This window comes from Alteromonas sp. ABH4_452 (assembly GCF_056311825.1).
Window position 1 is genome coordinate 380,611 of the sequence record NZ_CM149973.1, and the last position, 21,934, is coordinate 402,544.

The window sequence follows — 21,934 nt, forward strand, 5'->3', positions numbered from 1 at the left end:
AGATAGTCATGGCCAGCGGTAAAGAAATAAAAGGTAAGATTGGGAGTATCAAAAATACTCAGAAGATTACCAGTGCGATGGAAATGGTTGCTGCGTCTAAAATGAAAAAGGCGCAGGAACGTATGGCTTCTGGCCGTCCATATGCACAAAATATGCTTAAAGTGATTGGTCACATTGCAAACGGTAACCTTGAATATCGCCATCCATATTTGGAAGAGCGTGAAGTCAAGCGCGTCGGTTACATTGTGATTTCCACTGACCGAGGCTTATGTGGTGGCTTGAACACCAATGAATTTAAGCTCGTCACCCAAGATGTCAAAAAATGGCGTGAACAGGGTGTAGAAGTGGATTTCGCTGCATTAGGTTCTAAAGCGTGCAGTTTCTTCAACCGCTTTGGTGGCAAGTTGCTTGCTGCTGAATCTGGTTTAGGTGACAAGCCGTCTGTGAGCGATGTAGTGGGTGTTGTACGCGTTATGCTTAAAGCGTACGACGAAGGACAAATTGACCGAGTATTCTTGGTATTCAATGACTTCGTTAACACCATGACACAGAAACCTGTGATCAATCAGTTATTGCCTTTGCCAAAGTCAGAAGACGAAGAATATCAACATCGTTGGGACTACATCTACGAGCCAGATCCAAAAGAAATTTTGGAAGCACTAATGGTTCGTTACATTGAGTCTCAGGTGTATCAGGGTGTTGTAGAAAACGCGGCGTCAGAACAAGCTGCGCGAATGGTTGCCATGAAGGCAGCAACCGACAACGCCGGTAACCTTATTGATGAGTTACAACTGGTATATAACAAAGCGCGTCAGGCTGCAATCACACAAGAAATCAGTGAGATTGTTAGCGGTGCCGCAGCGGTGTAGGCAAAGGTTTAAAAGAGATAACGAGGACAAATTATGAGTCAAGGTAAGGTCGTCCAAATCATTGGCGCCGTTGTGGACATTGAGTTTCCACAAGATGCGGTACCAAGAGTTTATGACGCACTACGAGTTACCGAAGGTGACTTGTCAGGTCTAACCCTGGAAGTGCAACAGCAATTAGGTGGCGGTGTTGTTCGTGGCATCGCACTAGGTACTACTGACGGACTAAAACGTGGTCTTACAGTAGAAAATACCGGTAACCCAATCATGGTTCCAGTTGGTACGAAGACACTAGGTCGTATCATGGACGTATTGGGTAACCCAATCGACGAAGCAGGCCCAATTGGTGAAGAAGAGCGCATGTCTATTCACCGTGAAGCGCCTAGCTACGAAGATCAGTCTAGCTCGGTAGAACTACTAGAAACTGGTATCAAAGTAATCGACTTGGTTTGTCCATTCGCTAAGGGTGGTAAAGTTGGTCTATTCGGTGGTGCGGGTGTAGGTAAAACCGTAAACATGATGGAACTTATCCGTAACATCGCAATCGAGCACAGCGGTTTCTCAGTATTCGCAGGTGTTGGTGAGCGTACTCGTGAGGGTAACGATTTCTATCACGAAATGAACGATTCAAACGTACTTGATAAAGTATCGCTTGTATACGGTCAGATGAACGAGCCACCGGGTAACCGTCTACGTGTTGCACTTACCGGTCTAACTATGGCTGAGAAGTTCCGTGACGAAGGTCGTGACGTTCTATTCTTCGTAGACAACATCTATCGTTATACACTAGCAGGTACTGAAGTATCAGCACTTCTAGGTCGTATGCCATCTGCGGTAGGTTACCAGCCTACTCTTGCAGAGGAAATGGGTGTACTTCAGGAACGTATTACGTCAACGAAGACTGGCTCAATCACGTCAATCCAAGCGGTATACGTACCTGCGGATGACTTGACTGACCCATCTCCAGCGACAACCTTTGCTCACTTGGATGCAACGGTAGTACTTTCTCGTGATATCGCCTCTCTTGGTATCTATCCTGCGGTAGACCCACTAGATTCAACGTCTCGTCAGCTAGACCCACTAGTAATCGGTCAAGAGCACTACGACGTAGCACGTGGCGTACAGACTGTTCTTCAGCGTTATAAAGAGCTGAAAGACATCATCGCGATCCTAGGTATGGACGAACTATCTGAAGAAGACAAGCAAGTAGTATCACGTGCTCGTAAGATTCAGCGTTTCCTATCTCAGCCGTTCTTCGTAGCAGAAGTATTTACTGGTGCACCTGGTAAGTATGTTTCTCTAAAAGACACAATCAGTGGTTTTAAAGGCATTCTAGACGGTGAGTATGATCACCTTCCAGAGCAGGCCTTCTACATGGTTGGTTCTATCGAAGAAGCGCTAGAGAAAGCCAAGAAAGCATAATAGCGGGGCTAGCATTAGCTAGCCTAGCATCATGCTAACGTACCTAATCAGGAGGTTCACATGGCAATGACAGTACATTTGGACGTAGTAAGCGCGGAGAAAGCGATTTTCTCAGGACGCGTTGAATCGATTCAGGTGACAGGTAGCGAAGGTGAATTGGGTATTAACCCAGGTCACGCGCCACTTATCTCTGCTATTAAACCTGGTATGGTGCGTTTGGTTAAACAGCACGGTGAAGAAGAAGTAATTTATGTTGCTGGTGGTGTACTAGAAGTACAGCCTAACAACATTACCGTACTGGCTGATACCGCGGTTCGAGCTGAAGATCTTGACGAGCAGGCAGCACAAGAAGCCAAACGACGTGCAGAAGAGCACATCGCCAACCCAGGCGCTGACTTTAACTATGCGGAAGCAGCTCACGAGCTTGCAGAAGCAATTGCACAACTTCGCCTTATTCAGAAGTTACGCAAGTAAAAAGCACAGCTTTGAAAAAACCCGCCAACTGGCGGGTTTTTTATTGTCGAACGAAAAGTAAACGTTCACATTCTCTTACGTTTATTTATATTGCTTACGATGACTTTAACGCTTATGGTTGAGGTGTTATCTGTAGCCCATGGGAATGCTTCTTTCGAGTTTATTAAAATAATTGAAAGTAAGAAGAACTACCTTTAAATAATTATCATAAATAATGAAACTAAATCCATATTCAAATGCGCACAACGGTGTATTTATAGGATTATATCCATTCTTATTGGTTGTCGTTCTTCTAGTTTTACACTACTTCAGTGGTGCTTTAGCGCTGGGCAATAACGGAAGTGTTCGCGAGCAGAGAGACTTTAACTCAGCAATTGGTATGACTTTGCTATCTGGGTATTTTTGGTTTTGTTTACAACTAAATCATAAAAATGTACTAAGCACATTAATCTCGATGTTGGTAAAAACAAATCAGCTGAGTCATTTGAGCCAGCATAGGCAAAAACTTGTCACAAAATTCCAGCTACATACTATAAATAGCCTTTTTACTGCTGTTTTTACGACCGTAATGTACGTAATTTTAGAAAACCTGCTTTTTTCCGAGGTAAAGTTGTATCAATACGTGATTACAGGATGTGCGGTACTTTTTTGGTTTTTGTTTTTTCTCTTTTTAATTCAGTCTACGTCAAACGTAAGCTATTTAAAAAAGCACGTACTAAGTCAAACTGAAAACTATATTGACTATTTAAATTCTATCTCCTCTCTAGCTCGTTTATCCTTGATTAACGCGACTTTATCCATTGGGGCTTTTTCTCTTTTCCCTATCTTTTGGCTTAATAAAAACGTTCCTTTTTTTGATATTGCTATGACGTTATTTTTTTTATGTATTATAGCGTTTTACCTATTTTATCCTGTTTTAAAGTTACACTCTCAGTGGTTTAACGGTAAAAATAAAAAGCGCGAACAGCTTAATAAACTAGCGAACAACGAGAAGTCTTCAGAAAAGCTAGTGCAATGCGAGCAAGACTTAGAAAGGATAGATTCACTGTCGATGAACCTATTCGGACTTAAAGACAAAATGAGACTTGTTGCTTGCTTACTCTTAATAGCTATATCTTGGGGTATGGTTTTAATTTTCTCCCACAGCTTCAAAGGGCACATATAACAGCCTGCACTTAATTTCTTCTTATGAATAAAGCTAATTTACTAGAAAACCTAACGTATCCCGTAATACTTGTAACCTCCATGATCGTACTACACACTATTGGTGGCACAATACTGTTAGATATCGCCTCTCTGGATGCACAAAGAGACTTTAATACGGCAATAGGAACCTCACTACTTAGTGGTGCGTTTCTTTTATCTATTAGAGTCATCCAAAAAAGTGTGGCCAAGCATCTTTTGCTTATCCTTGATGTAACTAAACAACGTCATTATTTTTGGCTACATAGAAAAGCTTTGTCGGAGCAATTTAAAAAACACCTGATTTGGTCAGTGTCCTTAGGTTTTATAATGCCTATTTTGTACATGGTAACTGAAGGACTGATCTCAAGAATTAACGAGAAAGAAGTCTTTATCGTTGCAATGGGAGCAATACCTTTCTGGTTACTCATGTCCCTATATATTTTCCAAATAACGACAGTTAACCGGCATCTAAGGACATTTCTTAATACTGAAGGTATGGAGCTTATCGTCAAAATAAAGATGTATAAAAGTGTAATAACCGTTGCCGCTATCACTATAGCCACAACATTATTGGTGTTCTTAATAATGCCAGTATTTTGGATAAATTTATCGGTTCATCTGTTCGATATGGTTTTTATATCTTCATTATGCCTGTTTTTAGCAATCCTACTAGTTTCGCCGTTAATCAATTATTATCGTAGATTAAGTATGACAAAGCGGTTACTAGCGACTGATTTAGATAGACGGGTAGAGTGCCTAATCAAAGAAAGCGTGACGTCAGAAAGAAGCAAAGAAATAGAATATTTACTTAGTATGAAAGAAAAATACTGCAATTCTAATTTTACTGCGTGTATATATAAAGGTTAATGTAGCTAAGTGAATCGATGAGCTTAAGCTGAAACGCTTGCATGATGCCTTCTACCTAACTGTATTGAGATTACCACTGTGCGAATATACGGCGATAAACGTTCTGGAAACTGCTACAAACTTGAATTGCTTCTTTCTTTGTTAGGCAAAACCTGTGAATGGGTTAATGTTGATATAATGAAGGGAGAGACCAGAGCGCCGTCATTTCTTGAAAAAACGCCTAACGGTAAAATTCCCATACTTGAACTCGATGACGGAAGGGTGTTGTCAGAGTCAAACGCTATCATGCATTACCTTGCTTCTAATACGCCCTACGTTCCCTCTTCCCCCTATCACTTTGCGCAACTGCTACAGTGGCAGTTCTTCGAACAGTACAGCCACGAACCGTACATTGCCGTTGCCCGCTACATCAATATCTATTTAGGGTTGCCTGATGACAGAAAAGCGGAATATGAGTCTAAGCAAGCGGGTGGATACCGAGCGCTTGAGGTAATGGAACATCAACTTAACAACACACCCTATTTGATAGGCGATACCATTAGCTTAGCTGATATATCACTGTTTGCTTATACCCATGTAGCTCATGAAGGCGGCTTCGACTTGTCGGCATACCCTGCTATTCGCCATTGGATAAGTTTAATTAAAGGGCACAAAGGCTTTGTACCTATGAACACTTAGATAGTCCTGTGACCCTCTCAGCGTTAGATTTGTCTTCTATGGGACATTGGCCCTTGCCAATGCTTTTGTAAGGCGCATTGAGCTTTGTGAAGTGCAGATGCGTCGGTTTTGTCTAAACAGCTTATCGCATAGGCTGTCGCTTCGAGTGTAGAGAGCGCGTGCTCTAATTTTGTGTGACGAATTGCATAATTAGACGCTGGCGCCGATGAAAAGTGAAATGAAGGCAAAGTAGCAAGCCATGGGTTTTGCTTAACTATGCCGAATGCCTGTTTCCAGCTCCCGTCTATTAACAACAAGGTAGACAGTTTATGTAATCTTTCTCGAGCAGTACTTTCTATTGGCATACTGGTATCACTGGGATATATGAGTGCTGTATGTTCTAGAGAGCACTCGTTGGGCAAGCTACCCATAGCTTGCGCATCATTAGTAAGAACAATACGACTTGTTGGAATACACAAAGAAACTAGTCTTGCTGTATTTTTCGCATGATACGCTTCTTTTTCATGCTGGATAATGATGATATTTAACGACGTATCCACCGTGTTAATATGGGCGCAGATACACGTTGCTTCGGGGTATCCACATTTTTCACAATAAAGGCGCATTACCTTATTTCTCTACCTTTTTTTACAATGTTAACTGCGTTCATTTATCGCAATCACCTATTTAACAGCGCAACTTACCAGATAGGATAATATACAACATGGCAGGTGAAGCCGTACAATCTAGAGTAGAGAAAACGCTTTCTTACGTACCATCAGGACATGTAATTAGTTACGGACAACTCGCTGATTTATGTGGGTTACCTGGCAGAGCAAGAATGATGGGGAAACGTTTAAGAGAGATAAACATAGACTGTAACTGGCATAGAGTATTACGTAGTGACGGAAAAATCGCTTTTCCTGCTGGTTCGGAAAAAGCAGAGGAGCAACGTCAACGTTTAACTGCGGAAGGTGTAGTAGTTAAAAATTACCGAGTCAATATGAGTAAATTCGCATGGAAGCCAGATTTACACACTATACTGTTAGAGCTAGAGTATTAGTTCCATAGAAAGTTTAGTAAATGCTCTGTAGCAACGTAATAGCATTTGGAAAATAGTGTTGTACATTTAGAATGATTAAAAAGATTACGATAGATCAGCTAATACCGGGTATGTTTGTTCATCAGATATTAGAGCAAAAAGGTACTTTAACGGTTAAAAGCCAAGGGCGCGTTATATCAAACGATGTCGTTAATGTACTGAAGAAGCAAGGCGTAAAAACGTTAGCTATCGATACTGAGAAAGCATTTGATCCTAGTAATAATTCAACTTCTTCTACGGACAATAGTAAGCCGAATAATTCGAATAAGGCTGAAAAAGCCAAAAAAGTCTCCCTTGAAAATGAGTTAACCAGGGCATCTAAACTTCACGAACAAGGCAAAGCGATTCAAAAGCTTTTGCTTGCTAGTGTTCAAAAGGAAACGCCTTTTGATGCAAGTATTCCAAAAGCATTTTCGAGCAAGCTGGTGGAGTCAGTTGATAGAAATCCTGATGCGCTGCTTTGCTTAACTAAAATTCGCGAGAAAGACGACTACTTGCTAGAGCACTCCCTTAACGTTGCTGTTCTTTTGGCGAACTTTGGCAAGTTTTTAGGTATGTCAGAAGAAGAGGTTCAAGACCTTTCCTACGCGGGTTTTTTGCATGATTTAGGCAAAATAAAAATTCCAGATGAAATACTTCATAAGCCAGGTCGCTTAACAGATAGCGAAATGGATATTATGAAGGGGCATGTAAAACACGGCGTAGACTATCTAAAAGAGACAGACATAGCGCAACCGCTTATTCAGGCAATTAGTGAACACCATGAACGTTTAGACGGCCTAGGCTACCCTGCTGGAACAAAAGGCAATGATATAAGTAAAGCAGGACGCATGTTGGCTATTGCAGATATGTACGATGCGTTGACTGCGGATAGGGTTTACAAAGCAGGTATGTCTAGCCAAAGAGCATTCTCTATCCTAATGAATGATGCCCCCACCCGACTTGATAAGTCGCTTGTGCAGCAGTTCATTAAATGCCTAGGCGTTTATCCCGTAGGTAGCCTAGTATTGCTGTCTAATGAACGACTAGCTATGGTACTAGAACAGAAAGGTTCACCTCTAACACCATTGGTAAAGGTTTTCTATTCCGTTCGCAACAGTCATTATTTAACACCGAAAGATATTGACCTATCTATAGATAAAACCGTAAGCATCACTAAGTCTGTTATCGCTTCAGACTACAAAATAGATGTAAATGCGTTCTTCGAGCGTTCAGTTTCGGTTGGTTAATACGTTACTTATTGGCAACACAGTGTAGAGTTTACACTGTGTTACTCCACTTCTTTTCTCTTCTACTGTAAAAATAAACGCACCCGTTTAGCTTGGGTTCAGCATGTTTCGTTTAGAATTTAGCGAGATTAGTTAATCATGATAACAAGGGCTAGACGTTTATCACTGATCTAACAGCAATAATTTTTTAAATTTAAAAATGTAGATAGTAGTATCAACACCCTGCTAACTATAGCGCAAATAATGAGTGGAACGTTAATTGCAAACCTTAAGTATAAAGTTAAGTAATTAACAACGTTTTTATATAAAGCTCATTGAGAGTGGCAAAGGACATCTGACGCTTCTCAAAGCTGAGCTTTCAATTGAAAAAAGAGGAAGTTATGAAAAAGACTCTTGCTGTAAGTTTGATTGCTGCATCACTAACGGTGGCTGGTTGTGCAACAGACCCTAATAATACGCAAAAAGGTGCTGCTATTGGCGCTGTAGTTGGCGCATTACTTGGTAAAGCTACTGGCGACAACGATAAAAGTCGCTATGCCTGGGGCGCTGCGGTAGGCGCTATCGCAGGTGGTGCAATAGGTAATTACATGGACAAACAGGAAGAAGAACTTCGAAGTGAGCTTTCTGATACTGGTGTTCAGGTGGTACGTGAGGGTGATAATCTGCGATTAATCATGCCAGGTGATATTACATTTGCCACAGATAGCTCAAGCATTAGCCCTAACTTTAACCCAGTGCTTCAAGATGTTGCGAAAGTCGTAAACAACTACGAGAAAACCGTATTGATGATTAAAGGTCACACTGACGATACGGGGTCAGAACAGTATAACCAGTCTTTATCTGAGCGTCGTGCAGGTGCGGTTAAAAACTTACTGATTAACTATTCAGTTAATCCAACACGTATTACAACAGTAGGTATGGGTGAATACTCGCCAAAAGTGCCTAACAACAGTGCGGCAAACCGTTCTATGAACCGTCGCGTTGAGATGGAAATACAGCCGCTTACCCAGTCTAATACCTAATGACCAGTAAGTGAGGTAAAGATCCAAAAGCCCCGTTTTAATGCGGGGCTTTTTCGTTGTCCATTGTTTTAATTTGCTCTGCAACGCTGTCAGCTATTGAATTAGGAATGGGTATAGCTAGATGGTATTGTGCTAATTTCCAATCCTCCCCAATTTTTATCAGAACGCCAGTCCCTCTTGTTTCGCCTAAACTTTTATTATCTAGCAACTCGTCGAACCAAGCTGTATTTTGGTCTGGCGAAAAATAGATGTGCCTATCTCTAGGGTGATATGTCCATCCAGTGCCTTTATCGAAATGGGGTTTCGCATAGGCTTTGAATGTTTCTTTATCCCAAACTTCCGACGCGTCAGTACCAATGAAAATGGCGTTTTTATGATACAAGCTGAAATACGCTTCAAAGTTAGCAACAGACGCATTGTGATGCAGCGCATCAAGGGTTCGATTTACAGTGGCCTCGGCAGTATTGGCACTGGCCTTTGTTCCTACCCCTAAACAAAGCAATACCAAACCCAATAAAAAATGTTTCATGATTTTTCCCCAAACTTTCCGCGGTATGCTGATAATTTAACGTGGCTACATCTGAAGTAAACTTCTATTTTTCGATAGCCTGACGCATATGCGATTTATTTGTCATTTAATTTAACAACAAGCGTAGCTTAGGATTTAGCTCGTTAAATTAGAAGGTGTAAATGTGCTTCAAATTACAAGGGGGGTTACATAGTTCAAAGGCGTGCGAAATTTATAAACGATGCTAACGTTTTGCCATGTTCCACATGGAACACGCTCTATACGCTATTTTCCCAAACCATATGGGCTACAGTTCAGATGGGTATCACTTACAATATATAAATAGATTTTCCTCTGTAATACTGCAGCTGCTAAGGTTCACAAATTATCTTAGCCATCATACTTCATAGTAGATTCACGCAGTATAAGCGTGGGCTCGAAGCTCAATTGAACGTCGTTAGCTTGCCCATAAACCTTGTTTAAAATGTATTTTGCAGACATCTCGGCCATGTTAGCAACAGGGTTACTTACCGTCGTTAGTCGTGGGAAAACATGATGTGCGAAAACGACGTCATCGAAACCAACAATTGATAGGTCGTGGGGAAGACTCATGCCCAAATCCCGGGCGCAACTTATTGCCCCTGATGCCATCCAATCGTTAGCACATACTAATGCGGTAAACGGTAAGTCGCGAGCCATAAGTTCCAATAATCCAAGCTTTCCGTCTTCTTCAGTATAATTGCCTTCAAAAACGAGTTCGGAGTTAACCAAGAGCCCTGCTTCAGACAGCGCTCGATTGTGCCCCTCCAAACGCAGTTTGGCGTCGCGCTTTTCTATTGGACCTGATATATACGCAATGTTTTTATGGCCTAATTCGAGTAAGTGTCGGGTGGCAAGGTATCCCCCTTTTTCATTATCCAGCGTAGTGCACGCTTCAGAGAGCCCCTCGACTTGCCTGTTAACTAAAGCAATAGGAAGTTTGGACTGATTAAGTTCTAATAAGTATTCATCTGAGAGCGCCTCGGCGTGCATGATAAGTGCGTCGCAATTACGGCTTATTAAGAATTCGACCGCATCTTTTTCGGTTTCTAAGCAGTTTCGCCCTACAGTAATGATGACGTGCTTATCTGCAGCGCGTAACGTTGATTCTACTGCCTGCATCAAGTCGCCGAAAAAAGGAGCATTTAGTTCAGGTACAAGCACACCAATGCTGTCTGTTCGGCTATTAGCCAAAGAGCGGGCGACGGAATTTGGACGGTAGTTTAATTCTTCTACCGCTTTTTCCACCCGTTCTCGCAACACCTTATTTACCGAGGCTTTTCCGTTTAAAACGCGGGATACGGTAGATAAAGAAACACCTGCGCGCTCGGCAACTTGGTAAATGGTAGGCACGTGTAAAAACCTCGTTTATTAAAACAATCACTTAACGTTTTTGTATTATGCCGTTATCGGCGGTTGTTCGCTACGACGAGTAAGTAAAGCTTTAGTGACTTCTCGCTGTTTTTCGTCATTTAAAGGATACAAACAGATAAGTGCTGCTCCAGCGAAGCCGAATAATGCAGGTATCCAACTCATCAATGACTTCATACCAGGAAGAGATTGCTCGATAGTATTTACATCAAGCCCGTTGTAACCGTAGCTACCTAGCACTAATAGTACTAAAGCACCTGCAAAGCCGCCCCCGGTCTTTTGGACAAAAGAGCCCGCTGAATAAACCAAACCTGTCGCTCTACGTCCGGTTTTATACTCACTATAGTCCGCGGAGTCGCCTAGCATAGAAAAAAATAAGGTGGGTAAAATAGCTGCAAAAAATTCGGCACTGCAGCCAAGGATAAATATTCCACTCACATTACCTTGGGGCACAAAGTAAATGCCACAGGTGAGTAAGCTACTCGCTAATAGCGCGACTATAAAAAGCTTCTTTCGGCCGATTATTGAAGATAGCTTTGCCGTAGCAAGCGCACCAAAAATAGATACTACCAGAAGAGCAATAAAGAAGTACCCTGTGAGTAGCTCATTTCCCATATAATACTTAAAGTAATACGCAATAACGCCGTACTTGATACCGTTAAACATCATGGTTAAAAAACCCATTCCCAACAGTATCAACCAAGGTTTGTTTGACAGTAAATCGATAATATCCTGCTGTGAGCGGGTGTTCATTGATTCTGAGCGACGAGTTAGCTGTTTAACTGCGATAGAGGTAAATACCATAACCGCAATAAAAATCACGCCAGTTAATATATCGCGGTAATAGAAAAAGGCTGTTATCGCTGAAAGTGGAATCAAAATTAACGGCAGCTGTTTAGCTAGATCAGAAAGTTCAGATGATAAAGGGCGAGAGCATTGAGGTGATTTTTGTATGGTCACACGCTCTTTTGTGGTAAATACGGTAATGCACATCAACGCAACCAACAAGGCAGCAAATAGCCACATCGTATACTGATAGCCAGTTGCATCGTTACCTTTTCCTAACCAATCTACTAGCATTGGTAAGCAGCCCATAACTACTAAACCACCTAAAAAAGCGCCAGCAAAGCGAAATCCAGATAGACTTGTTCGTTCCCTATCGTCGGTAGTCATTACTCCCATTAGCGCTGAGTACGGCACATTATTAACTGTATACGCCAGTGTAAGTCCGATGTAGGTAAGGTAGGCATAAACAAGCTTTCCAGAGTAAGAAAGTTCTGGCGTAGTAAAACAAAGGATCATAAAAAGGCCGAGAAATGGCGTAGAGCCTAGTATCCATGGCCGAAACTTCCCCATTTTGGTTTGCGTCCTGTCAGCAATCATCCCCATAATGATATCGGTAACACCGTCTGAAAGACGAACCACGAGGAACAACATGGCAGCGGCGGCCGCAGTAATACCAAAGGTATCGGTATAGAATACTGCAAGGTAGGCGAGCGCGCCTCGCCATACTAAGTTAGCAGCAGCATCTCCCATGCCATAACCTATTTTTTCTTTTATAGTCAGTTTATGGTCCATCGTTTTTTCCAATATTACTATGTTCGACTTGCTAGCAAAGTTTTGTAAGCATTGGCGCTAAGTTTTGGTGTGCGCTTCTGGGTCTCAAAATCAACGTAAACTAGGCCAAATCGTTTTTCATAACCCTCTGCCCATTCAAAGTTATCCATTAGGCTCCATGCGAAGTAACCACTTACTTTCACTCCGTCGGTAACTGCCATATGGACCATATTTAAATGCTCATGGTAATACTTAACACGGTCGACATCGTTAACCTCGCCATTTATTAATTTATCTGCCATAGCAGCGCCGTTCTCAGTAATGAAAATAGGTGGCAGCGTGTACCTTTCATTCAATGACATAAGCAAATCATAAAGCGCTTTTGGATAGATCTCCCACCCAATATCGGTTAGCGGCCCTTGGTGAGGGTGTTCGAAAAATAATGCGTTTTTTTCCTTCGGCGCTGAATAGTGTAAACGCGTGTAGAAGTTAACGCCTAAGAAGTCGATAGGCTGGCAAATAATATCCAAATCCCCTGCTTTTATCGGTGGTCTGTCTGCTTCGTCTAGTTCAAATAAGACTTCCGGATAGTTACCCTCCATTACTGGCTGCATATACCACTGATTAATATATTCATCAGCTTTGCGGGTGGCTAATAAGTCTTCTGATTTTTGTGTGGCGGGGTAGCATGGTGTGAAATTCAATACTATACCGGCTTCACTGTTTGGAACGTTTTGTCGAAGTGTTTTAATACCTAAACCATGAGCCAGTAAAATGTGGTGAGCTGCAGTGCGCCCATTCTTCGTTCCTGTTCTACCCGGTGCATGTACGCCAATTTCATACCCGAGATAAGCGCTACAGAATGGTTCATTGAAGGTGGCGTAAGAAAAAACATTTTCACCCAGAGCTCGGGAAATTTTATCTACATAGTTTTGGAACTCATAAGCCGTCTGTCTGTATAGCCATCCGCCTTTGTCTTCTAAATATTGCGGCAGATCCCAATGATAAAGTGTTACGAATGGCTTAATGCCCTTCTCGTTTAGGGCATCAATTAATGTTTTGTAGAAGGCTACGCCTCTAGGGTTTAACTCACCGTTTTGCGTCATAACGCGAGGCCAAGAAATAGAGAAGCGGTAAGCATCTACATTAAGGTCTAACAGAATCTCGAAATCTTCTCTCCAACGCGCAATATGGTCACAGGCCACGTCGCCATTTGAATGATCGGCGATGGCAGAAGGACGTTCACAAAATCTATCCCATATACACTCTAAGCGATTTTCTACATCACCTTCAATTTGGAAGCTTGAAGTAGCGGTTCCATAAAGAAATGATTGCTTTAACAAAGGACTGTCAGCGGGTAGAGAAATACTGTGCATAATAGATAACCTCTTTTCTTCCTGTGCAAGGGCCACATTGCGCAGGAAAGCAGTAAGATGAATTTTTAATAGAGGTGATTTATAGCACAAATAAAAAACAATTAGAAAGCGCTTTCTCAATAAAATGTCATTTTTTAATTAGCAGAGTTAGGAGTGGTCACTTATCTGACATGTATAAAAAATAGTGAGGGAAAGGCGATTTATTGTTTTAAGTTGATGATTGTTAGCGATTTTTAGTTTTTTTGCTATTGCTTGTCAGTTTGAAGAAATACACTCCCTGTGAAATTATTGTAAAAAATGTGTTGATCTAATTCTTTTGTTGAATTAATGTTCGGAAAGCGCTTTCTTGTTGAGGGTTTTTCATCCACTTTTTGAGAAAGCCCTTTCTAAAAGCGCTAAGGTTCAAACACACTTATATAACAGATGAAAGAGAGAGCGATCGTGACACACAAAACACCACACAAAAGTAAAATCGCAAAAAGCTTGTCATTAATACTAGGAACCGCATTAAGCAGTGGCGTTATGTCACCGGTCGCCGCACAAGAAGCAGAAAAAGATATCGAAGTCATTCAGGTATCCGGTATCAGAAGCAGTGTACAAGAGTCGATGGGAATAAAACGTGATTCGTCGGGCGTTGTCGATGCGATCTCAGCGGAAGACATCGGCAAGTTTCCAGATACTAACTTAGCTGAATCCCTTCAGCGCATAACAGGTATTTCTATTAGCAGAAATAATGGTGAAGGTAGCCAAGTCACCGCTCGTGGTTTTGGCCCTGATTTTAACATGGTCACTTTAAATGGAAGAACCATGCCCGGCTCTGCTTTACCTGGAGGCGGCGGTACGGCAAATTCTCGTGCGTTCGATTTTTCTGACCTTGCTTCTGAAAGTGTACGGGCTGTGGAAGTGTATAAAACCGGCAGAGCTAGTATTGCAACGGGAGGAATAGGCGCAACGGTTAACATTCGGACTGCTCGCCCATTCGATGCAGCAGACAACGGTATAACTGCTAGTGTTGGTGCTAAAGCCTTGCACGATACAACAAATCGCGTGGGCGATGACGTTACGCCAGAACTGTCAGGGTTTATTAACTATCTAAATGACGATAATACATTTGGCATCACATTTACGGGCTCTTTCCAGCAGCGCGACAGTGCAGCACAAGGTGCATTCGTTAATCAATGGAGAGTAAATCCTTTTGATGGAACTGTTCCTCAATCTCCAGATCCAGCGAACCCAGACAGCGGTGACCCTGTTGTATTAAATAATGCGCCAGCTATGGGACAACTGTTTGCTATTCCTTCTGACCTTCGTTATTACATGGCAGATCGAGAGCGTGAGAGAACCAATGCACAACTAACGTTCCAATTTGCACCCTCAGAGAAAATGACGGCTACGCTTGATTATACTTATTCGAAACAAGATCTTTATGAAGCGCGTGCTGAACAGTCTATTTGGATGGACGATAGGTATTTCGCTGAGCTAACTTTCGATGATGAAGCGGTTAAAACACCAATATTAATTTCACAAGAGCGCCGGGATTTGCTTCCTCGTGATTTAGGCTTAGCGCTACAAGAACTTAACCAAGTAAACGAAAATAAATCGATTGGCCTAAACCTTGAGTACTTCGTTAATGATGACTTTACTCTGGTTTTTGATCTTCATAACTCGTCAGCTGAAGGCCGCCCAGATGCCCCTTATGGAACGTGGACAAACTTAGGTCTAGGTGCGAATGTGGTTAAAGGACAAGGCGTCGACTTTAGCGGTGATTTCCCTGTTATGTTTGTCGATTTTGACGATGCAGCGCGAGATAACTTGAACGGTAACGGCGTGTTAGACCAAGATGATGTAGGCACGTCAATTTTGGATATGAACTTTTCATCGCAAGATACTGAAATTACCCAAGCCCGTCTTGATGGGTCTTACGTAATGGATACTGGAAGTATTAACTTCGGTATAGAGTCGCGCTCTATGGAAAGTACGTCGCTTCAATCGCTAACGCGCCACACCATGGGTAATTGGGGTATAGAAAACCCTGGTGAATTACCTTCGGGCTCGCTAACCCCTCTTGATTTAGCAAGCGAATTTGATGACTTCAATACCGATGGTATGTTTTCTCAAGGTTTTACTGGGAGTGTAGCTGAGATTGGTGCATTTGCAGCGCAGCAGTATGGATTTGATTTAGTTGCTAACAACCCGTTTGCTACCAACAGAACTATTGAAGAAGATATTACCGCCGTCTACTTCGAGCTAGATTTGTCGGGCGAGTTAAACGGAATGGAGTATAACCTGCTTACTGGTGTTCGCTACGAAAATACCGATGTTACTTCAATTGCAAATATTAGTTTGCCCAGCGGTATAGCATGGGAAGGAAATAATGATTTCAATGTACGCTTCGGTAGTGAAATGGAAGACGTTGAAGTGGAAGCTAGCTATGACCATGTGCTTCCTGCGTTAGACTTCGATATTGAAGTGATTGATAATGTCATTGCTCGATTCTCTTACAGCAAAACAATCGCGCGCCCTACCTATAACAATCTAAGTGCTGCTGCGTCAGTGTCGCCACAAAGTGGACCTACCTTGCTTACCGATAGTATTACTGCAACGGCGAGTTCTGGTAACCCATCTTTGATACCGCTTGAGTCTGATAATTTAGACCTATCTGTTGAGTACTATTTTGATGAAACAAGCTATGTATCTGTGGGCTTTTACGACAAGCGAGTTAAGAACTTCATAGGTAATGAACAAGTTGAAGAGAACGTATTTGGCCTAAGAGATGTGACAAATGGCCCTCGCGCAGAAGCTGCGCGTGCAGAGTTAGAAGCCCGTGGAATACCGGTAAACGATACGTCTCTGTTTAATATGGTTGCTGCCATAGAAAACGGTATTGAATATGACTCATTAACCGATGAACAATTTGAGCAGCAGTTCGATATTTTACCGAACAGCGATGACCCTCTCATCACTTTTATAAACTCAAAGCCAGTGAACAACAAAGCCGCAAATATCTATGGCTTTGAAGTAGCTGCGCAACACTTCTTTGGCGACAGTGGTTTTGGAGTGTTAGCGAACTACACGTCTGTTAAAGGTGATATCGGGTTTGACAATGAAGCGGCCCCCTCTATTACTCAGTTCGCGCTAGTGGGATTAAGCGACACTGCAAACCTAGTATTCATGTACGAGAAAGACGCGCTGCAAGCTCGTATTGCATACAACTGGCGTGACAAGTTCTTAGACACTACGTCTCAGTATATTAATGAGCCGGGCTATACCGAAGCCTATTCACAAATTGATTTGAGTATCTCTTACGATATAACCGAAGATTTAACAGTGGCCTTCGAAGGTATCAATATTACTGAAGAGAATATTCGTCGACATGGGCGCACCAGCGCAATGCTTTGGAACTTGGATGAGTTTGGTGCAAGGTATGCGCTAAGTGCTAGATATACATTCTAAAAATTGGGGTGTGTTTGCCCGCTATAGCGCTTAGGGTTGCGCTTTAGCGGGCTTTTTTGTCATAGTGCTGTTTGAATAGTATACAAACAGCTTCGGCACGTGACAGAAACTGAGCTTTTCAAGATAGCGTGGTTATCGTCTTATGAGTAATTCACAAAACCAATGCGGCCTACATCGGGTCGTCATTGTTGGAGGTGGTACTGCAGGGTGGCTTGCTGCTGGCGTTCTTGCAGCGAAGCTTAGCGCAAAACACTCGGTTACCCTTGTTGAATCTCCTACTATCTCATCCATCGGCGTTGGTGAAGGTTCATGGCCGTCACTTCGCGATACTCTTTTGGATATTGGCATTAATGAATCTGAGTTTTTAACCCTATGCCAAGGTGCTTTTAAGCAAGGCTCTAGTTTTGTGAATTGGCGTAAAGGCGGACACCGCTATCACCACCCATTCACTATTCCAACGGGCTACAACGAACTTGATATTCATGCTTGTTGGCAAGCTCTTGCGCCCGACATGCCATACGAAGATGCCTTTTCGCTACAATCGGCAATGTGTGCAGCAGGCAAGGCGCCCAAACAAATTGCCACGCCCGACTATGCTCATGTACTTAACTACGGTTACCACTTTGACGCTACAAAGCTCGCTGATTTATTGAAAAAGCATTGTGTAGACAAGCTGAGCGTTGAACACGTTATAGGCCATATTGCCTCGGTCACTTCACATCCAAATGGCTACATTGAAAAAGTAGTAACAGAATGTGGGCAAGAGGTGTTCGGCGACTTGTTTATCGATTGTTCCGGAAGCAGCGGTTTGCTTATTGATAAACATTTCAATGTTCAGTGGATACCCGTCAAGCACGCTATGCTTAACGATAGAGCTATAGCCTTGCAAGTTCCTTACACAGAAAATGATAACGAAATAAAAAGTACCACTGTGGCTACTGCACAAACCTGCGGGTGGACGTGGGATATTGCATTGCAGCATCGGCGAGGTACCGGTCTGGTTTATTCTTCCCAATTCACAAATGAAGAACAGGCAAAGCGGGTCCTTATTGACTATGTTTGTGAACGTTACCCTGGTGCAGACAAGCATGAACTTGCTTTTCGCAAGCTATCTTTCGAGCCTGGCTACAGGTCAAAGTTCTGGGTAAAAAACTGTTTAAGTTTGGGTATGTCTTCGGGTTTTGTTGAACCGCTAGAAGCATCAGCCATTGCAATGGTTGAGCTTGGCTTACGTATGCTATGTGAAGCTTTTCCGCATAATAAAGATCACATGGAAATAGTTAGTAAACGCTACAACACGCGCTTTGAATACCGCTGGCAGCGAGTCATCGACTTTTTGAAGCTACATTATGTGCTTAGCGATAGAGAAGAGCCTTATTGGGTAGCACAGAGAAGTGATGCTTCAATTCCTGACTCACTTGCTGAGCTGCTTAAACTATGGAAGTATCAAAGACCTTCACGCTTAGATCTTATCGAGAACGAAGAGATTTTTCCCTCTGCCAGCTACCAATACGTGTTGTACGGGATGGGCTTTACTACGTTTGGGCCGCCACTACGTTTAAACGAAAAAGATAAGTGTAAAGCACTGCATCTTAGTGAAACGTTACAACAGACTAAAAATAGCTATCTGCAGGGGCTACCGACTAATAATGCGCTGCTCAAAGATATTGCAAAGCGCTATTACAATGAGCAGAAGCATCTTCACTCGCATACTCAACGTCAGGACAATGGCCACACTTGCGCTTCAAGTGAAAGTGATCGCGCTACAAATTTAAATAACAATTCCTCTTCAGATAAAAAGGACACCTCATATGGCCGTATCGGGTTTAGATAGCAGTAACAATCAAACGCCCGTTAAGAACGTTGTTATTGCAGGTGGCGGTACTGCAGGATGGATGGCGGCCACGGCGTTGGCCCGGCTTTTGGGTAAGTCGATAAAGGTTACGCTAGTCGAATCAAAAGATATTGGTATTGTGGGCGTTGGCGAAGCTACTATTCCGCCGATTAGAACCTTTCATAAGTTGCTAGGTATAGACGAAAAAGCCTTTATGCGCGCTACCCAAGCTACGTTCAAACTGGGTATAGAGTTTGAAAATTGGCGTGAACAAGGTCACAGCTATATCCATTCTTTTGGTATTACCGGAAGAGAGTGTTGGGCTGGCGAGTTTCACCATTTTTGGCTGCGGGCTAAAGAGTACGGATTTGGTGGTGAATTTGGTGATTATTGCCCTGAACTGATTGCCGCTAAGCAGAATAAATTTGCTACATCAGAAGCTATGCCGCTTAACTTTGCTTATCACTTTGACGCCGTCGCCTACGGTCGATTTTTAAAATCGTTAGCTTGCGAAGCTGGGGTAACGCACAAGGAAGGAGACATAGAAAAGGTCGTTGTTTGCCCGCAATCAGGCAACATCCAGTCCCTACAATTAGCAAGCGGTGAAGTGGTAAACGGTGACTTCTTTATCGACTGTACAGGCTTTAAAGGACTGCTTATTGAACAAGCTCTTCATACTGGATACGACGATTGGCAGCACTATTTATTTTGCGATAGAGCAGTAGCCATGCAAACAGAGCTTCCTGCCCCACCTGTGCCATACACCAAAAGTGTGGCGCACGAAGCGGGGTGGCGTTGGCAGATACCGCTTCAAGAGCGCATGGGTAACGGATTGGTATTTTGTAGCCGCTTTATGAGCGATGAGGACGCCATTAATACACTCAAATCGCAGGTAAAAGGTGCGCCAATTAATGAGCCGAGAGTGATTCGCTTTACGCCTGGTAAACGTAGGCGTGGTTGGAATAAAAACTGCGTAGCGCTAGGGCTATCCAGTGGCTTTATTGAGCCACTGGAGTCGACCAGCATTCATTTAATCATGACTGGCCTTATACGCTTAATGCGTTTATTCCCTTTTGATGGTATCACCCAAAGCGCAATCGATGAATACAACAACAAGTTTGATAGCGAAATGTCGGCCATACTCGATTTTATTGTTATGCATTACAAGGTGACACAGCGTGAGGACAGCCCTTTTTGGCAGCAGTGTCAGCGCATGGATATTCCGCCGTCACTCAAACACAAATTAGCTTTGTTTGCCGAGTCTGGCCGCGTGTTTTTAGACGACGGAGACATTTTTCGTGTCGATTCTTGGACGCAAGTATTGATGGGCCAAGGTATGACGCCCAAGCAATATCACCGCGTTGCCGATGAAATGAGTGAACAGTCGCTTAAGCAATTTATGGCGGGTTTAAAGCAGCAGGTGGAAAACCTTGTAGCTAAACTCCCCTCGCACGAGGCCTTCTTAACACAGTATTTAAAATGAATTATTAGGAGCGTTGGTTGTTGGCGACAGGTCGCGTGTTAACAGTGAGCCTAGCAACTCGCTTTTACCATCTCTCAGGTAAATACTGCGTGTAATACAAAGGCATCAAAATATTGGTTTGCTCTAGCGCTGAAGAGCCTTGTGTACCGGTTAACTTAAAAGTTTTGCTTGGATTACATTTTTATCGACATAAATGAACTATCGGGTCAGTTTATGTCGATTTTTTTCTGTTTTTTCGACATGACTTTCTTGTGTGTCGATACACTCGACATATCAACACCCGATCCAAACGACTTACCAAAACCGAGTTTCGAGAAGACGGACATCTGCAAACCGATTTGGACGGGAAAAATAAAAAAGCCCTGTATTTACAAGCAAACAACAGGGCTTTTAAGACGTCTTTGGTCGGGTAGCTTTTTACCCACGAACCTATTCAATATTCTGGATTTGCTCGCGCATCTGCTCAATCAATACTTTAAGTTCAACTGCCGATTGTGTGATGTCAGTACTGATAGATTTTGAACCTAATGTGTTTGATTCGCGGTTAAATTCCTGCATCATGAAATCTAAACGGCGACCCACTGCCCCACCCTTTTTAAGGATATTGCGTGTTTCTTTGACGTGGGCGTTTAGGCGATCTAGTTCTTCGGCAACATCCACTTTTTGCGCAAGCATAATCATTTCTTGTTCAAAACGGCCTGCTTCAAGCTCTACCTTTGCTTCTTCAAAGCGGGTTTGCACTTTTTCTCGTTGCCACACCATAATTTCAGGCATACGGGCAGCTACTTTTTCCGCTTCAACTTCAATGGCGTCTAGGCGCTGCGTGATCATACCTTTAAGGGCTTCGCCTTCTGTAGCGCGAGCACTGATGAAGTCGTTTAACGCTTGATCGAACGCTGCCATTACGTCGCCGTGAATGGTATCCATATCAGTTTCTTCAGCAGCAATTACGCCAGGCCAGCGCAAAACATCAAGCGGGTTAACGCCGGTAGACTGACCATGTGACTGCACCCAGTCGGCAGCGTGAAGCACTTGTTTAGCCAGTTCTTCGTTTAGGCTTAACTTGGTTACAGCAGCATCGTTAGCAGTAAAACGAAGTGCACATTCAACTTTGCCTCGCGCTAGCTTTTTACGAAAACGCTCGCGCAAAACCGGCTCTAACGAGCGGAACTGTTCCGGTAAGCGAAAATAGGTTTCTAAAAAGCGTTGGTTTACCGAGCGTATTTCCCATACGGCTGAGCCCCACTCTTTTTTCGTTTCTACGCGTGCAAACGCTGTCATGCTGTAAATCATAAATGTCCTTTAAATTTAACTGAAAGCCTGCAAAAACAACCCGAACGTCGTGTTGTATACGTGAATTTCTACAGCAGGTTTTCTTGTATTTTGTATATTAGCGCACATTTAGGTAATTCAATAAGCAAACATGTAAAGTTCGTTTTTAACGGCTGCGGGTAATGCGTTATACTTAGGCGCAATTTCGTAGCTACAT

General features: G+C 42.8%; 18 protein-coding genes and 1 pseudogene. 12 read left to right on the plus strand and 7 right to left on the minus strand.

The annotated features are described in order from the left end of the window. The first annotated feature begins 8 nt into the window (after window positions 1-8). The 6 genes from atpG (at window position 9) to ACYX4N_RS01685 (ending at window position 5,492) form a co-directional block, all read left to right on the plus strand. Window positions 9-869 (plus strand): F0F1 ATP synthase subunit gamma, encoded by an 861-nt coding sequence (gene atpG, locus ACYX4N_RS01660; RefSeq protein ID WP_012520217.1) that lies wholly within the window; start codon window positions 9-11, stop codon window positions 867-869. Window positions 870-902: 33 nt separating this feature from the next. Continuing rightward, complete coding sequence (gene atpD, locus ACYX4N_RS01665; protein ID WP_012520216.1) at window positions 903-2,288, plus strand: F0F1 ATP synthase subunit beta; 1,386 nt, start codon at window positions 903-905, stop codon at window positions 2,286-2,288. Window positions 2,289-2,348: 60 nt separating this feature from the next. Next, complete coding sequence (locus ACYX4N_RS01670; protein WP_012520215.1) at window positions 2,349-2,762, plus strand: F0F1 ATP synthase subunit epsilon; 414 nt, start codon at window positions 2,349-2,351, stop codon at window positions 2,760-2,762. A gap of 214 nt (window positions 2,763-2,976) precedes the next feature. Continuing rightward, window positions 2,977-3,927 (plus strand): hypothetical protein, encoded by a 951-nt coding sequence (locus tag ACYX4N_RS01675; RefSeq protein ID WP_476055390.1) that lies wholly within the window; start codon window positions 2,977-2,979, stop codon window positions 3,925-3,927. A gap of 80 nt (window positions 3,928-4,007) precedes the next feature. After that, window positions 4,008-4,814 carry a hypothetical protein gene (locus ACYX4N_RS01680; RefSeq protein WP_474803361.1) on the plus strand — a complete coding sequence of 269 codons (807 nt, stop codon included), beginning with the start codon at window positions 4,008-4,010 and terminating at the stop codon, window positions 4,812-4,814. Window positions 4,815-4,892: 78 nt separating this feature from the next. After that, entirely contained in the window at window positions 4,893-5,492 is a 600-nt protein-coding gene (locus tag ACYX4N_RS01685) for a glutathione S-transferase family protein (RefSeq protein WP_476055391.1), read from the plus strand. Between the two features lie 23 nt (window positions 5,493-5,515). Here the strand turns inward: ACYX4N_RS01685 and ACYX4N_RS01690 are convergent, their stop codons facing one another. Further along, on the minus strand, window positions 5,516-6,097 hold the full coding sequence (locus ACYX4N_RS01690; protein ID WP_476055392.1) for a tRNA-uridine aminocarboxypropyltransferase: 582 nt from the start codon (window positions 6,095-6,097) through the stop codon (window positions 5,516-5,518). A gap of 98 nt (window positions 6,098-6,195) precedes the next feature. Here ACYX4N_RS01690 and ACYX4N_RS01695 point away from each other — a divergent pair, with 98 nt between their 5' ends. From ACYX4N_RS01695 to ACYX4N_RS01705, 3 genes are all read left to right on the plus strand, one after another. Continuing rightward, entirely contained in the window at window positions 6,196-6,534 is a 339-nt protein-coding gene (locus ACYX4N_RS01695; protein ID WP_476055393.1) for an MGMT family protein, read from the plus strand. A gap of 71 nt (window positions 6,535-6,605) precedes the next feature. Further along, window positions 6,606-7,802 carry an HD-GYP domain-containing protein gene (locus ACYX4N_RS01700; RefSeq protein WP_476055394.1) on the plus strand — a complete coding sequence of 399 codons (1,197 nt, stop codon included), beginning with the start codon at window positions 6,606-6,608 and terminating at the stop codon, window positions 7,800-7,802. A gap of 380 nt (window positions 7,803-8,182) precedes the next feature. Then, window positions 8,183-8,824 (plus strand): YiaD family glycine zipper/OmpA-like lipoprotein, encoded by a 642-nt coding sequence (locus tag ACYX4N_RS01705; RefSeq protein ID WP_334059806.1) that lies wholly within the window; start codon window positions 8,183-8,185, stop codon window positions 8,822-8,824. 37 nt (window positions 8,825-8,861) lie between these two features. On the opposite strand, the gene ACYX4N_RS01710 is transcribed toward ACYX4N_RS01705, so the two are convergent. The 4 genes from ACYX4N_RS01710 to ACYX4N_RS01725 all read right to left on the minus strand — a co-directional run bounded on the left by ACYX4N_RS01710 (window position 8,862) and on the right by ACYX4N_RS01725 (window position 13,675). Then, window positions 8,862-9,353, minus strand: coding sequence for a nuclear transport factor 2 family protein (locus ACYX4N_RS01710; protein ID WP_476055396.1), 492 nt, complete (start codon window positions 9,351-9,353; stop codon window positions 8,862-8,864). Window positions 9,354-9,722: 369 nt separating this feature from the next. Further along, a complete protein-coding gene (locus tag ACYX4N_RS01715) occupies window positions 9,723-10,724 on the minus strand; it encodes a LacI family DNA-binding transcriptional regulator (protein ID WP_476055397.1) in 1,002 nt (333 codons plus the stop codon). Between the two features lie 45 nt (window positions 10,725-10,769). Next, entirely contained in the window at window positions 10,770-12,320 is a 1,551-nt protein-coding gene (locus ACYX4N_RS01720) for an MFS transporter (RefSeq protein ID WP_476055398.1), read from the minus strand. A gap of 17 nt (window positions 12,321-12,337) precedes the next feature. Beyond that, window positions 12,338-13,675, minus strand: a complete 1,338-nt coding sequence (locus ACYX4N_RS01725) for a GH1 family beta-glucosidase (protein WP_476055399.1) — start codon at window positions 13,673-13,675, stop codon at window positions 12,338-12,340. Window positions 13,676-14,197: 522 nt separating this feature from the next. On the opposite strand from ACYX4N_RS01725, the gene ACYX4N_RS01730 reads away from it, so the two are divergent. The 3 genes from ACYX4N_RS01730 to ACYX4N_RS01740 all read left to right on the plus strand — a co-directional run bounded on the left by ACYX4N_RS01730 (window position 14,198) and on the right by ACYX4N_RS01740 (window position 20,445). After that, the gene (locus ACYX4N_RS01730) at window positions 14,198-17,128 is read left to right on the plus strand and encodes a TonB-dependent receptor (protein WP_476056407.1); all 2,931 of its coding nucleotides are present in this window, start codon (window positions 14,198-14,200) and stop codon (window positions 17,126-17,128) included. Window positions 17,129-17,270: 142 nt separating this feature from the next. After that, window positions 17,271-18,962: a tryptophan halogenase family protein gene (locus ACYX4N_RS01735; RefSeq protein WP_476055400.1), complete on the plus strand. Its 1,692-nt coding sequence runs from the start codon at window positions 17,271-17,273 to the stop codon at window positions 18,960-18,962. Next, window positions 18,940-20,445, plus strand: coding sequence for a tryptophan halogenase family protein (locus tag ACYX4N_RS01740; protein WP_474803390.1), 1,506 nt, complete (start codon window positions 18,940-18,942; stop codon window positions 20,443-20,445). The genes ACYX4N_RS01735 and ACYX4N_RS01740 overlap by 23 nt, the downstream gene beginning before the upstream one ends. Window positions 20,446-20,509: 64 nt before the next feature. On the opposite strand, the pseudogene ACYX4N_RS01745 reads toward ACYX4N_RS01740, so the two are convergent. Together ACYX4N_RS01745 and ACYX4N_RS01750 are read right to left on the minus strand one after the other, a co-directional pair. Beyond that, window positions 20,510-20,626 (minus strand): annotated as a pseudogene (locus ACYX4N_RS01745) (DUF4143 domain-containing protein); the annotation flags it as partial. Between the two features lie 248 nt (window positions 20,627-20,874). After that, the gene (locus ACYX4N_RS01750; protein WP_476055401.1) at window positions 20,875-21,738 is read right to left on the minus strand and encodes a YicC/YloC family endoribonuclease; all 864 of its coding nucleotides are present in this window, start codon (window positions 21,736-21,738) and stop codon (window positions 20,875-20,877) included. Between the last annotated feature and the right edge of the window lie 196 nt (window positions 21,739-21,934).

Bases quoted from the DNA above. Each gene is read 5' to 3' on its own strand.
- atpG (WP_012520217.1), top strand. From the start codon at position 9: ATGGCCAGCGGTAAAGAAATAAAAGGTAAGATTGGGAGTATCAAAAAT.
- atpD (WP_012520216.1), top strand. From the start codon at position 903: ATGAGTCAAGGTAAGGTCGTCCAAATCATTGGCGCCGTTGTGGACATT.
- ACYX4N_RS01670 (WP_012520215.1), top strand. From the start codon at position 2,349: ATGGCAATGACAGTACATTTGGACGTAGTAAGCGCGGAGAAAGCGATT.
- ACYX4N_RS01675 (WP_476055390.1), top strand. From the start codon at position 2,977: ATGAAACTAAATCCATATTCAAATGCGCACAACGGTGTATTTATAGGA.
- ACYX4N_RS01680 (WP_474803361.1), top strand. From the start codon at position 4,008: ATGATCGTACTACACACTATTGGTGGCACAATACTGTTAGATATCGCC.
- ACYX4N_RS01690 (WP_476055392.1), bottom strand. From the start codon at position 6,097: ATGCGCCTTTATTGTGAAAAATGTGGATACCCCGAAGCAACGTGTATC.
- ACYX4N_RS01695 (WP_476055393.1), top strand. From the start codon at position 6,196: ATGGCAGGTGAAGCCGTACAATCTAGAGTAGAGAAAACGCTTTCTTAC.
- ACYX4N_RS01700 (WP_476055394.1), top strand. From the start codon at position 6,606: ATGATTAAAAAGATTACGATAGATCAGCTAATACCGGGTATGTTTGTT.
- ACYX4N_RS01705 (WP_334059806.1), top strand. From the start codon at position 8,183: ATGAAAAAGACTCTTGCTGTAAGTTTGATTGCTGCATCACTAACGGTG.
- ACYX4N_RS01710 (WP_476055396.1), bottom strand. From the start codon at position 9,353: ATGAAACATTTTTTATTGGGTTTGGTATTGCTTTGTTTAGGGGTAGGA.
- ACYX4N_RS01720 (WP_476055398.1), bottom strand. From the start codon at position 12,320: ATGGACCATAAACTGACTATAAAAGAAAAAATAGGTTATGGCATGGGA.
- ACYX4N_RS01725 (WP_476055399.1), bottom strand. From the start codon at position 13,675: ATGCACAGTATTTCTCTACCCGCTGACAGTCCTTTGTTAAAGCAATCA.
- ACYX4N_RS01730 (WP_476056407.1), top strand. From the start codon at position 14,198: ATGTCACCGGTCGCCGCACAAGAAGCAGAAAAAGATATCGAAGTCATT.
- ACYX4N_RS01735 (WP_476055400.1), top strand. From the start codon at position 17,271: ATGAGTAATTCACAAAACCAATGCGGCCTACATCGGGTCGTCATTGTT.
- ACYX4N_RS01740 (WP_474803390.1), top strand. From the start codon at position 18,940: ATGGCCGTATCGGGTTTAGATAGCAGTAACAATCAAACGCCCGTTAAG.
- ACYX4N_RS01750 (WP_476055401.1), bottom strand. From the start codon at position 21,738: ATGATTTACAGCATGACAGCGTTTGCACGCGTAGAAACGAAAAAAGAG.